10 protein-coding genes are annotated in these 13,007 nt (G+C 64.0%); 5 read left to right on the forward strand and 5 right to left on the reverse strand.

Going from position 1 to position 13,007, the window contains the following annotated elements:
• Window positions 1–38: 38 nt before the first annotated feature.
• The 5 genes from ACIQUF_RS09470 to edd form a co-directional block, all read right to left on the reverse strand.
• On the reverse strand, window positions 39–1,247 hold the full coding sequence (locus tag ACIQUF_RS09470; protein WP_403130908.1) for an AGE family epimerase/isomerase: 1,209 nt from the start codon (window positions 1,245–1,247) through the stop codon (window positions 39–41).
• A gap of 99 nt (window positions 1,248–1,346) precedes the next feature.
• Window positions 1,347–2,801 carry an ATP-binding protein gene (locus ACIQUF_RS09475; protein WP_403130910.1) on the reverse strand — a complete coding sequence of 485 codons (1,455 nt, stop codon included), beginning with the start codon at window positions 2,799–2,801 and terminating at the stop codon, window positions 1,347–1,349.
• Window positions 2,782–3,507 (reverse strand): two-component system response regulator GltR, encoded by a 726-nt coding sequence (gltR, locus tag ACIQUF_RS09480; RefSeq protein ID WP_403130912.1) that lies wholly within the window; start codon window positions 3,505–3,507, stop codon window positions 2,782–2,784. The genes ACIQUF_RS09475 and gltR overlap by 20 nt, the downstream gene beginning before the upstream one ends.
• Before the next feature lie 76 nt (window positions 3,508–3,583).
• The gene (locus tag ACIQUF_RS09485; RefSeq protein ID WP_403130915.1) at window positions 3,584–4,543 is read right to left on the reverse strand and encodes a glucokinase; all 960 of its coding nucleotides are present in this window, start codon (window positions 4,541–4,543) and stop codon (window positions 3,584–3,586) included.
• The gene (edd, locus tag ACIQUF_RS09490) at window positions 4,540–6,366 is read right to left on the reverse strand and encodes a phosphogluconate dehydratase (protein ID WP_403130916.1); all 1,827 of its coding nucleotides are present in this window, start codon (window positions 6,364–6,366) and stop codon (window positions 4,540–4,542) included. Before edd ends, ACIQUF_RS09485 begins: the two co-directional genes overlap by 4 nt.
• A 264-nt stretch (window positions 6,367–6,630) precedes the next feature.
• On the opposite strand from edd, the gene gap reads away from it, so the two are divergent.
• The 5 genes from gap (at window position 6,631) to ACIQUF_RS09515 (ending at window position 13,002) form a co-directional block, all read left to right on the forward strand.
• Window positions 6,631–7,632, forward strand: coding sequence for a type I glyceraldehyde-3-phosphate dehydrogenase (gene gap / locus ACIQUF_RS09495; RefSeq protein ID WP_403130918.1), 1,002 nt, complete (start codon window positions 6,631–6,633; stop codon window positions 7,630–7,632).
• Window positions 7,633–7,774: 142 nt separating this feature from the next.
• Window positions 7,775–8,287 (forward strand): RNA polymerase sigma factor, encoded by a 513-nt coding sequence (locus ACIQUF_RS09500; RefSeq protein ID WP_403130921.1) that lies wholly within the window; start codon window positions 7,775–7,777, stop codon window positions 8,285–8,287.
• A 90-nt stretch (window positions 8,288–8,377) separates the two neighbouring features.
• A complete protein-coding gene (locus ACIQUF_RS09505; RefSeq protein WP_403130922.1) occupies window positions 8,378–9,340 on the forward strand; it encodes a FecR family protein in 963 nt (320 codons plus the stop codon).
• Between the two features lie 126 nt (window positions 9,341–9,466).
• On the forward strand, window positions 9,467–12,055 hold the full coding sequence (locus ACIQUF_RS09510; RefSeq protein WP_403130923.1) for a TonB-dependent receptor: 2,589 nt from the start codon (window positions 9,467–9,469) through the stop codon (window positions 12,053–12,055).
• 353 nt (window positions 12,056–12,408) lie between these two features.
• On the forward strand, window positions 12,409–13,002 hold the full coding sequence (locus ACIQUF_RS09515; RefSeq protein ID WP_403130926.1) for a biliverdin-producing heme oxygenase: 594 nt from the start codon (window positions 12,409–12,411) through the stop codon (window positions 13,000–13,002).
• Window positions 13,003–13,007 lie beyond the last annotated feature (5 nt).

Raw genomic sequence — 13,007 nt, forward strand, 5'->3', positions numbered from 1 at the left:
GTGCCCGCTGCGCCAGGTAACGAAGCGATGCGTGAATGTCATCGTTTGGTTACATTGCGTGCGAGCGCGGTGGCCAGGCTTGGCGCCAAGGGCAGTGTGGGCAGCAAAACGGCCTGGTAAGCGTGATAAAGGTCGGGCTTGCCAGCCCAGATCGTCGCGGCAGGTCGGTTGGCAGGGTCAAGTTCGTGGTGCCAACTGCCGGCTGCGCGGTCGATGAAATGGCTGTCGATGAAAGCCCAGAAGCAGCGGTACCAGCGCGCATAGTCTGGCTCGCCGGTACGCCGCAACAGTGCCGCGGCGCTGGCGCAGGCCTCGGCGTGCACCCAGTGCAGGCGCTCGCGCACCTTCGGTTGGTTGTCCCAATCCAGGGTGTAGACGATGCCTTCGCCGCCGTCGACGTGCCACGCCTGCTGGCAGGCGCTGGCGAACAGGCCGCGGGCGCTGCCCAGCAGCCACTCCGGGGTATTCAGCCCGGCCAGGCGCCGCGCCGCCTCCAGGTGCAACACTAGCCGCGCCCACTCAAATGCATGACCGGGTGTGGCGCCATAGGGCCGGAAGTGATCGGCGGGGTTATCCCGGTTGTAATCGAGCAAGGGTTGCCAGTGCACATCGAAATGCTCGACGACCCTGTAGTCATTGGCAGCGGCATGGCCATGGATGATGCGCTCGACGATGCTCAGCGCGCGTTCCAGCCAGATCCTATCGCCGGTGACATCCGCCAGGGCGAGGAACGCCTCGGTGGCGTGCATGTTGCTGTTGGCGCCACGGTAGGCTTCAGCCTGCAACCAGTCGCTGGAGAAGGATTCACGCATCGCGCCCTCCTCCTCGCTCCAGAATCGTTCCTCGATCACCCGGATCGCGTCCACCAGCAAGCCTTGCGCACCCGATGCCCGCGCCACCACTGCGGAGCTGGCGGCGAGCGCGACGAAGGCGTGCAGATAGGCGGCCTTGCCGTCATCGCTGATCCAGCCACCGTGAATGGCGTCGCGCAATGGCCCGCGCAGCGCCTGCACGCCATGCTCAACAAGCGTTCGGCAGCCGGGCTCACCCTGAATATGCGCCAGGGCGAAGCTGTGGAGCATACGGGCGGTAATGAGGGCGTCGGCGACGGCCGAGGGCGGCAACGTACCCTGGGCATCCAGGCCAGCGAAGCCGTCAGGGACTTGCGCGGCCTGGGCGAATGACAGCAATCGCCTGCCCTCGGCGCTGAGCCAGGCGATATGTTCCGGGGAGTCGATGTCGTTCATGCACCCGCTACTTCCATGCCAGAGGTTTGCAGATTTTAGCCAGCCGTCCTGGCTGGGATGTCACGAAGGCCCGCGGGTATGTCACTGATCTGTGACAAGTCAATCCATGCCTCGCGGCAGATAAAGCGTCACCCGCAACCCACCCTCGCGCAAGTTCAACAGGCTGACCTCACCGCCATGACTGTGGGCGATGTTGCGCGCAATCCCAAGCCCCAACCCGTAACCCTGCTGCTGCCCAGCCAGCCTGAAATGCGGCTCGAATACTTGCTCTTGCTGCTGTTGCGGCACGCCGGGACCGTTGTCATCCACTTGCAGAACAAAGCCATCGGCACTGTCGATGACCCGCAAACACGCCCGCTCGCCATACTTGATGGCATTGTCGATCAGGTTGCCAATACAGCGTCGCAACGCCAGCGGCTTGCCCGGATACGGCGCCAGTGCCTGGCCTTCGACGGTGATGCGGCCGTCGCGCACGTAAGGTTCGGCGAGGATGTCCAGCACCTGGTTGAGGTCGACCGGCTCGATGTTCTCGTGGATGTCGGTGTCTTTCACACACTGCAGAGCACCCTTGACCAACAGCTCAAGCTCATCCAGGTCCTGACTGAACTTGGCCTGCATACGCTCGTCCTCCAGCAGCTCCACACGCAGGCGCAAGCGCGTGATCGGCGTGCGCAGGTCGTGGGAAATGGCACTGAACAGCTGGCTGCGCTCGGTGAGGTATCGGCTGATGCGCTCGCGCATGCTGTTGAAGGCGCGCCCGACCTCGACCACTTCGCTGCCGCCGCCTTCGGCCACCGGCGCAACATCGGCACCCAACGACAGCTCGCGCGCAGCCCGCGCCAGGCGCTTGAGTGGACGGCTCTGCCAGTGCACCAGCAGGCCGATGAACAGCAGCAGCAAGGCGGTGGTCAGGAAGATGAAACCGATCTGCTGGCGCGGCAGGCGCTCGGCTTCGAGGCTGGTGTAGGGCTCGGGCAGCAGCGAGGCGATGTACAGCCACTCGCCCTCGCCCAGGCGAATCTGCGTGACCAGCACCGGCGGATTGAGAGGTTCCAGGGTCAGCGAGTAATGGGCCCAGGAGCGCGGCAGCTCATCGAGTTTCAAACCGCTGTTGAAGATGCGCAAGTCATCAGGCCCGACGAACTCGACGGAAATTTCCATCTGCGCGCCGAGGCGCTCATGCAGTACCTGCTGAAACACGTCGATGACCGCCTGCTTGCGGGGCGTGATGGGTAACACTGGCATGTCCAGCGGCTTGTCGTTGAGCGAAACGAAGAAGCGCGTGCCGCCCATGCTGCGTAGCTGGTCAAGCACCATCGGCCGGTAGGCCACCGGCAATGAGCGGAAGTAGCTGACACTGGCGCTCATCGAATGCGCCAGGCTGCCGGCACTGGCGCGCAGGCCCTGCAGCTGGCTGGCGCGCAGTTGGGCGACCCAGATGATGCTCGACAGCCCCTGTGCGAGCAGCACCACCAACAGGGTCAGCAGTAGCATGCGCCCCAGCAGCGAACGTGGCAGCAGGCGCCAGCGCCGCTCAGGAAGCGCAGCAGACATTCGCAGCCAGCAGGTAACCACTGCCGCGCACGGTGCGGATCAGCCGTGGCGGCTTGTCGGTATCGCGCAGGCGCTGGCGCAGGCGGCTGACCGCCATGTCGACGATACGGTCCAGTGGCATCGGTTCACGGCCACGGGTGGCGTTGCCAATGGTGTCACGGTCGAGGATCTGTTGAGGGTTATCGAGAAACAGCTTGAGCAAGGCGAAATCGGCACCGGACAGGATCACTTCTTCGCCGTCACGGTGGAACAGCCGGTGGCTCACCGTGTCCAGGCGCCAGTCGTCGAAGGCCAGGACCGAGCTGGCCGGTGCGGCCTGGCCGAACTCGGCGCGGCGCAGCAGGGCCTTGATCCGCGCCTGTAGCTCGCGCGGGCTGAACGGCTTGCCCAGGTAGTCGTCAGCGCCCAGCTCCAGGCCGATGACCCGGTCGGCCTCGTCGGAGCTGGCAGTCAGCATGATGATCGGCACCCGCGACTGGCGCGGGTGCTGGCGCACCCAGCGACACAGGCTGAAGCCATCTTCGTCGGGCAACATCACATCGAGAATGACCAGGTCGCAGGAGGTGTTTTCCAGGGCATGGCGAAAGCCCTGGCCGTCGGCTGCGGCATGCACCTGGAAGCCGGCGCGGCTCAGGTAGGTTTGCAGCAGTTCGCGGATTTCCTGATCGTCGTCGACCATCAGGATCGATTTTCCGGCAGTGCTCAAGGTGTCCCGCCCTCTTGTTTTTTGTCACAGGTCTTCGGTGCCTGCTACGGGGCTACAAAGCGGCCCCAGCCACGCATCAGTGATCCAGCGTCTGCTGTAATGCCACCCCCGCGCCCAGCAGTCCAGAGAATTCCGCTGTCACCAGCCACACCGGCACTCCGGCGAAATACCCGCTCATGCAACCCTTGTCGGCAAAGCTCGCGGCAAATCCGCTTCCGAGGAACAGTTCGGCGAAGCGTGGAATCACACCGCCGACAATATAAACCCCGCCGCGCGCGCCCAGGGTCAGCACATTGTTACCGGCCACACGTCCAAGGAAGCGGCAGAACTGCTCGATCACCGCCAACGCCCGTGGTTCGCCGCCCAGGGCGGCATCGGTGATCTGCGCTGGCGTTTTGTGTCGCGGTGTATCACCGTCCAGCGCGCAGATGGCTTGGTACAGGCGCACAAGGCCGCCGCCGCTGAGCACGGTCTCGGCACTGACATGGCCGATCTGGCTGTGAATCTGCTGGTGGATCGCCGCTTCGCGGGCGTTGCCCACCGGCAGGTCGACGTGGCCACCCTCGCCCGGCAGTGCTTGCCAATGGCGCTCACCAAGGCGCAGCAGGCTGCCGACGCCAAGGCCGGTGCCTGGGCCAATGACCAGCGCCGGCCGCAGCGGGTCGGCCTGGCCAGCGCAAACTTCGCGGTACTCGCCCTGTTGCAGGCGGGTCATGCCCAGGGCCATGGCCGAGAAGTCGTTGATCAGCAGCAGCCGCTCGACCTGCAAGGTCTTGCAGAACGCGCTGCGGCTGAGCCGCCAATGGTTGTTGGTGAAGCGAAACTCATCGCCGTCGACCGGCCCGGCGACGGCCAGGCATACCGCCGACAAACCGCCGCGCGCGATGCCCTGATCGTGCAGGTAGGCCTCGATGGCCTGTTCAGGGCTGGTGTAGTCGGCAGTGGCGAACACCTTTACCTGATACAGCTGGTTGTCACGCCACAACGCAAAACGGGCATTGGTGCCACCGATGTCGCCAACCAGCAGGTCCTTCATTTGAGGTTCTCCAGAGCCGAAGTGAAGGCGCTCGCGCCCTGTTCGGCCGGGCTGAACGCCATGCGCATGAAGCCGAACAGCTCGCGCCCGCAACCCAGGTCGTTGCCCTGGGGGGCTGGCGGCAGGTCACGGCTGGCCAGTTCCTCGGCCGACACCATCACCCGCAGCGTGCCTTCGACACCATCGACTCGCACCATATCACCATCGCGCACCCGCGCCAGCGGGCCACCGTCGAAGGCTTCGGGGCAAACGTGAATGGCCGCGGGGATCTTGCCCGAAGCACCGGACATGCGCCCGTCGGTGACCAGCGCGACCTTGTAGCCACGGTCCTGCAGCACCCCGAGGAACGGCGTCAGCTTGTGCAGCTCGGGCATGCCATTGCAACGCGGGCCCTGGAAGCGCACCACAGCGACGAAGTCGCACTCCAGCTCGCCTGCCTTGAACGCTTCGGCCAGCGAGTGCTGGTCCTGGAAAACCCGTGCCGGAGCTTCCACCACTTGATGTTCGGGGGCGACTGCGGACACTTTCATCACGCCGCGGCCGAGGTTGCCTTCCATCACCCGCAGGCCGCCTTCGGCCGAGAAGGGGCGCGCCACTGGGCGCAGGATATCTTCGTCCAGGCTGTGCTGCGGGCCATCGCGCCAGACCAGCTTGCCATTGTCGAGGAACGGCTCCTGGGTGTAGCGGCGCAGGCCGTGGCCGGCCACAGTGTTGACATCTTCGTGCAGCAGGCCGGCATCGAGCAGCTCGCGGATCAGGAACGCCATGCCACCAGCAGCCTGGAAGTGGTTGATGTCGGCTTTGCCGTTGGGGTAGACATGGGACAGGGTAGGCACCACCTCGGACAGGTCGGCCATGTCCTGCCAGGTGAGCTGAATACCCGCCGCTTGAGCAATCGCCGGGATGTGCAGAGTGTGGTTGGTCGAGCCGCCAGTGGCGTGCAAGGCAACAATCGAGTTGACCAGCGCCTTTTCATCGACGATTTCGCCCAGCGGCATGAAGCTGCCACTGGCCTTGGTCATGCGCGTGACCTGCTGCGCGGCCTCGGCGGTGAGCGCGTCGCGCAGCGGCGTGTACGGGTTGACGAACGAGGCGCCGGGCAGGTGCAGGCCCATCACTTCCATCACCAGCTGGTTGGTGTTGGCAGTGCCGTAGAAGGTGCAGGTGCCGGGGCTGTGATAGGACTTCATCTCCGAGTCCAGCAGTTCCTCGCGGCTGGCCTTGCCTTCGGCGTAGCGTTGGCGCACGTCGGCCTTCTGCTTGTTGGAGATGCCAGAAACCATCGGGCCGCCCGGCACGAAAATAGTCGGCAGGTGACCGAAACGCAGCGCGCCCATCATCAAGCCAGGGACGATCTTGTCGCAGATGCCGAGCATCAGCGCGGCGTCGAACATGTTGTGCGACAGCGCCACCGCCGTGGACATGGCGATCACCTCGCGGCTGGCGATGGCCAGCTCCATGCCTGGCTCGCCCTGGGTCACGCCATCGCACATGGCCGGCACGCCACCGGCGAACTGGCCGACCGAGCCGACCTCGCGCAGGGCCTGCTTGATCTGGTCGGGGAAGTGCACATAGGGCTGGTGCGCCGAGAGCATGTCGTTGTAGGCCGAGACGATGGCCACGTTGGCGGCGTTCATCAGCCGCAGGTTCTGCTTGTCGTCGGCGCCACACCCGGCCACGCCGTGGGCGAAGTTGGCGCACTGCAGGCTGGCCCGCATGGGTCCGTCACTGGCCGCGCCGCGAATCAGCTGCAGGTAGCGTTCACGGGTGGCACGGCTGCGTTCAACCAGCCGTTGGGTGACCTCAAGGATGCGCGGGTGCATGTACGGGACTCCAGGCTAACGGTAAGGGCGGTTTACCGGGCATTTCCCCTCCAAACGATTGCGGCCTAGGCTCCAGTGTAAGAGGCCCTGCGCATCGAGGAGGCGGCTGACCCGACCACTCGTTGTATATTTAAACAAAATACTGCCAGTAAAAAGGCTTGTTTTCTATCGCTCAGTGAATAATCTTGTAATTCCAACAACAAAACCGTTTCAGTGAAGCTTCTTTGTGCCACAGGTTTCACTCGGACTGCCAGAGGTACTGCCATGACCCTACGCATCGCCATCAACGGATTCGGCCGCATCGGGCGCAATGTCCTGCGCGCACTCTATACCCAAGGCTACCGCCATGACCTGCAGGTCGTCGCCATCAACGACCTGGGCGACAGCGCGATGAACGCCCACCTGCTCAAGTACGACAGCGTGCACGGTATTTTCGATGCATCGGTCGAGGCCGATCACGAGAGCCTGACGGTCAATGGTGACCGCATTGCAGTCAGCGCCATCCGCAACCCGGCCGAACTGCCCTGGAAGGCTGAAGCGATCGACGTGGTGTTCGAATGCACCGGGCTGTTCACCGACCGCGCCAAGGCCGCCGCGCACCTGGCGGCGGGGGCTGGCAAGGTGATCGTCTCGGCGCCGGGCAAGGGGGTGGATGCCACGGTGGTGTTCGGGGTCAACCACGACGTCCTGCGGTCGTCGCACCAGATCATTTCCAGCGCCTCCTGCACCACCAACTGCCTGGCGCCGATCGCCCAGGTGCTGCACCGCGAGTTCGGCATCGAACAAGGGTTGATGACCACCATTCACGCCTATACCAATGACCAGGTGCTGACCGATGTCTACCATAGCGACCCGTACCGGGCGCGTTCGGCCACCCAGTCGATGATCCCGAGCAAGACCGGTGCCGCCGAAGCCGTGGGCCTGGTGTTGCCGGAGCTGGCCGGCAAACTGACCGGCATGGCAGTGCGCGTGCCGGTAATCAACGTGTCGCTGGTCGACCTCACCGTCAACCTCAAGCGCGAAGCCACGGTCGAGCAGGTCAACCAGCTGTTCCTCGAAGCCAGCCAGCATTCCAAGGTGCTCGGCTACAACGCGCTGCCGCTGGTGTCATGCGACTTCAACCACAACCCGCTGTCGTCGATCTTCGACGCCAATCACACCCGCGCCAACGGCAAGATGCTCAAGGTGCTGGCCTGGTATGACAACGAGTGGGGCTTCTCCAACCGCATGCTGGATAACTGCCTGGCGTTGTGCAGCGCTCGCTGATCCGCATTCGCCCTATCGCCGGCATGTCGGCGATAGGGCAGGCATGGAACTACAATCTTTACCTTTTCCTAACACTTCCGGGCTTGACCAATAGGCAAGATGATAAGCATTATCATTAACCTTTCGTCGGCCAGGTTCTCCCGTGAGTCAGTCCCGGTTCAACTCCATCTTCCTCGTCCAGCGCCTTTCATTGCTGCGCACTTTGCAGCGCATGGTCGGCAACCCCAGCACCGCTGAGGACCTGCTGCAGGAAACCTACCTGAGGGTATCGCGCGCGTTGGGCGAACGGCCTATCGAGCATCTCGAACCTTTCGTGTTCCAGACTGCCCGCAATCTGGCCTTGGATCATCTGCGCACGCGCCGGGTGCAATCGCGCATGCTGGTCGACGATGTGCCCGACGAGATCCTCCACAACGTCGCTGCGCCACTGAGTAGCAGCGAGGATGCCGCCCACGCCGAACAGTTGCTCAAGCACCTGAGCGTCAGCCTCAACCAACTGACCGAACGCCAGCAGCGTATTTTCATCCTCAGCCGCCTGCATGGCGCGAGTTACCTGGAGATCGCCGAGCAACTGGATGTCTCGGCCAGCACGGTGCAGAAGGAACTGAAACTGATCATGGCCATCTGCATGGGTGTCGCCGATCGCCTCAAGTGAGGCGACCGCTGGCCGGCCGAATGCGGCGAAGCGCTTGCCACGCTGCGCCATAGCCGTGATCATTCGGAAAAATCATTTCAAGGATTCACCGTGACCGACAGCCCCGCCCCTCGCCCGCCGACTGCCGGGCCTCACGCCCGCGCCCGTGCGATGGACGAGGCGCTGGATTGGCTGGTACGCCTGCAGTGCGCGACCGAAGCCGATACCCTGGCCTTCGAGCAGTGGCTCAGCGCCGCGCCAGAAAACGCCGAGGCCTACGTCGAAGCCGAGGCGCTGTGGAACGGCACGCCGCTGCGCCAGGCCGCCACGCACATGCATCAAGGCCGGCGCCGCTCCCTGCGCGGGCGCCTGCGCAGCCACTGGAAACCTCTGGCAACCGCCGCCGTGCTGCTGGTTGGGTTGTTCACCGTGGGCAACCTGCCGATGCGCCTGCAGGCCGATCATCTGACGGTGGTGGGCGAGCGCCAGCGCCTGCAACTCGATGACGGCGCCAAGGTGTTGCTCAACACCAACTCGGCCTTCGCCAGTGACCTGCGCGAAGGTCGCCAGGTAGCGCGCCTGCTGCAAGGCGAGGCCTACTTCCAGGTGCCAGGCGGTGCCCAGCCGCCCCTGGAAGTCCAAGCCGGGCCGCTGCGAGCACAGGTGCGCGACACCGACTTTGCCGTGCGCTACCTCGATGGCGAGGCACAGGTGCGCGTGCAACGCGGCGATGTCGACCTGCAGGCCGCCAGCGACCAGCGTATCCGCCTGAGCGCCGGTGACAGCATCAGCGTCGGCCCGCAGGGCTTCGGCCAGCGCCAGCGCCCGGACATGCACAAGGACCTGGCCTGGGTCGATGGCCGCCTGGTGTTCGAGAACTGCCCGCTGAGCCAGGTGTTGGCCGAAGTGCGCCGCTATTACCCGGGCTGGATCATCAACCGCAACGCCCAACTCGACGACATGGCGGTGACCGGCAACTATCGCCTCGACCAGCCGCTGGAGACCTTGCGCGCCCTGGCCCACATCACTTCGGCGCAACTGCACGAATACCCCGCCGTGGTCATCATCAACTGACCTGTCAATTATTTTTACGCGATCGCGCCGCCCCGCCCGTCTCGTTATAGCCAATGCAACTGATTCTTGTTTGAAAACAAGAACGGTCATCACCTATAACAGTTCGCGCGTCAGGGAGCGCTTTCGATGTCCACAGGTCTTACTCGCCCGTCCACCCTTCCCCGCCGTACCGGCCAACTGTCTCTGCTGACCCTGGCGCTTCTCGCCAGCGGTGCCTGCAGCCTGCCGGCGCTGGCCGTGGAGCCGGCCCAGGCGAGCAGCCCGCGCATGGGCGACTACCGCTTCAGCATCGCTCAACAGCCCCTGGTCGAGGCAATCAATGCCTTCAGCCAGGTGACTGGCTGGCAGGTCGGCTTCAGCGCCGAACTGGCCGATGGCGTGGCTTCGCCCGGCGTACGCGGTTCGCTGCCTCCGGAAGCGGCCTTGAGACAACTGCTGCAAGGCACCGGCCTGGGCTATCGCAAGATCAGCAATGGCAATGTGGTGCTCGAACGCCAATCGGCCGGCAACGCCATCGCCCTGCAGCAGATGACCGTCAGTGCTACCCGTAGCGCCCAGGATGTCAGCCAGGTGCCGAGCACCGTCAGCGTGCATACCCGCGAAGAACTGGACCGACAGAACGTCAGCAACATCCAGGAACTGGTGCGTTACGAGCCGGGTGTATCGGTTGGCGGCACCGGTCAGCGCAGCGGCCTGAACGGCTACAACATCCGCGGTATCGACGGCGAGCGCATCCTGACGCAGATCGACGGCGTGTCGATTCCCGACAGCTTCTTCTACGGCCCGTACGCCCAGACTCAGCGTAATTACGTCGACCCCGAGATCGTCAAGCGCGTCGAAATCCTGCGCGGCCCCGCCTCGGTGTTGTACGGCAGCAACGCCATCGGCGGTGCGGTGAGCTACTTCACCCTCGACCCGGACGACATCATCAAGCCCGGCAAGGACGTTGGCGCCCGCCTGAAGACCGGCTACAGCTCGGCTGACGACAGCTGGCTGACCTCCGCCACCGTGGCCGGCCGCCAGGGCGACTTTGATGGCCTGTTGCACGTGAGCCAGCGCAACGGCCACGAAACCGAATCCTACGGCGAGCATGGCGGCACCGGCCTGTCGCGCACCGAAGCCAACCCGGAAGACGTGCGCACCACCAACGTGCTGGCCAAGCTCGGCTGGAACTACGCCGACGACGCGCGCCTGGGCTTGACCTACGAACGCTACAAGGATGATCGCGACCAGAATATCCTCAGCGCCGTAGGTGGGCCGTTCGTTCCAGGCTTTGGTGGCATGGGTTACTACAAGGCGCGTAGTGGCAACGACACTGTCACCCGCGAACGCTTCGGCATCAACCACGAATTTGGTCTGGACTCGCTGGTCGCCGACCATATGAAGTGGAGTCTGAACTACCAGATCGCCAAGACTGATCAGCACACCGATGAAATTTACGCGCCGCCTGGCCGCCAGGTGCTCCGTACCCGCGACACGACTTACAAGGATCGCCAGTGGGTATTCGACGCCCAGCTGGACAAAGCCTTCAGCATCGGCGCCACCGACCACCTGCTGACCTACGGCACCACGCTCAAGCACGAGAAGATAACCGGTTCACGCAGCGGCACTGGCACTTGCCTGGCCGTTGGCTCAGGTTGTTCCGCAGCAGGCGCCAACCGCCCAGCAGATGGCCAGGCCCTGGTCAGCGACTTCCCGGACCCGACCGTCAACACCTACAGCCTGTTCGTGCAGGATGAAATCCGCTGGAACAACTGGACCTTCCTGCCAGGCGCCCGCTACGACTACACGCGCATGGAACCGAAGTTCACCGACGAATTCCTGCGTGGCATCCAGGGCTCCGGCGCAGCCCCTGGCAGCCTCGACGACTCGGACAAGAAGTGGCACCGCGTGTCGCCGAAATTCGGCCTGACCTACGCCTTCAACGACAACTACACCTGGTACGGCCAATACGCCGAAGGCTTCCGCACGCCGACCGCCAAGTCGATGTACGGCCGCTTCGAGAACCAGGCTGAAGGTTATGTGGTGCAAGGCAACCCAGGCCTTGAACCGGAGAAGAGCAAGAGCTACGAGACAGGCCTGCGCGGCAACTTCGATGCCGGTAATTTCAGTGCTGCGGTGTTCTACAACAAGTACCGCGACTTCATCGACGAAGATGCCGTGCAGTCGGCCAACCTGGAAACCACCTTCCAGGCCAACAACATCAAGCACGCCACCATCAAGGGTGCCGAGGTCAAGGGCCGTCTCAACCTCGACCATTTCGGTGCGCCTGAGGGCCTCTACACCCAGGGCTCGATCGCTTACGCCCATGGCCGCAACGATGACAATGGCCAGCCGTTGAACAGCGTCAACCCGCTGACCGGCGTGTTCGGCCTGGGTTACGAGCAGCCGAACTACGGCGGCCTGCTCAGCTGGACGCTGGTCAAGCGCAAGACCCGCGTCGACGACACCACCTTCTTCGCCCCCGATGGCCAGAGCTCTCAGTTCCGCACTCCGGGCTACGGTGTGCTGGACCTGAGCGGCTTCTACAAGGTGACCGACGATGTGACGGTGAACGCTGGCCTGTACAACCTGACCGACAAGAAGTACTGGCAGTGGGATTCGGTGCGCGGCTACGACGGCCAGGGTGAAGCGGGTGTGACCCAACCGGCCAACCTCGACCGCCTGACCATGCCGGGGCGTAACTTTGCCATCAATGTGGTTTGGGATATCTGATAGCTGGGTGCGCTTGAGCACTGCAGCGCCTGCCAGATCGAGCGCCGCCCGCGCGGCGCATCGCGGATGAATCCGCTCCTACGTTTGTTTCGGGCCAATTATTTCTGTGGGATTCGCGCCCTTGGCTGTAAACCTCGGTATCGAGTCGTACAAACAAGGCGTACAGCGGTGCTTTCACAGGATGGACTGGCCCGAAACGAATGTAGGAGCGGATTCATCCGCGATGCGCCGCGCGGGCGGCGCTCGATCGCACAGTCGCTACCGCATTCAAGTCAAAAACCAGTTTTTTTACTCTCCCACCCCCGCTGTTTCGTCTTGTCACTAGACGCCCCCTATTTTCCAAGGACACCCCCATGACCGACCGCCCAGCCCTGCGCTCGCAACGCCTGAACCAGGTCACCCACGCCCCGCACACCGAACTCGACGCCCTGGTCAAATCCCACGCGCCGTTCGACAGCCGCGAAAGCTTCGCCCGTTTTGTCGTCGCCCAGTACCTGTTCCAATCCGAGCTGCAGGCGCTGTACAACGACCCGCAACTGATCGCCATCGTCCCGGACCTGGCCGAACGCTGCCGCGCCGAACAGGCCCGCCTGGACCTCGCCGACCTCGACACCGAAGTACCGGGCGCCGTCGCTGGCGCACTGCAGAACCCGAGCCTGGCCGAGTCCTTGGGCTGGATCTTCGTCTCCGAAGGCTCCAAACTGGGCGCTGCGTTTCTGATCAAGCGTGCGGTGGCCCTGGAGCTATCCGACAGCTTCGGTGCCCGTCACCTGGGCGAGCCGGCCGGTGGCCGCGCCGAAGGCTGGAAGCAGTTCACCCGCATTCTCGATGGCCTGGAATTGACCGCCGAGCAGGACGCTGCCGCCGAACGTGGCGCCGTCGCCGCCTTCGAGCGCTTCACCGAACTGCTCAAGCATGCCTACGCTGCAGACCGCGCGCTGGCCTGATACGC

This window comes from Pseudomonas sp. NPDC090233 (assembly GCF_044772285.1).
Lineage (GTDB): Bacteria > Pseudomonadota > Gammaproteobacteria > Pseudomonadales > Pseudomonadaceae > Aquipseudomonas.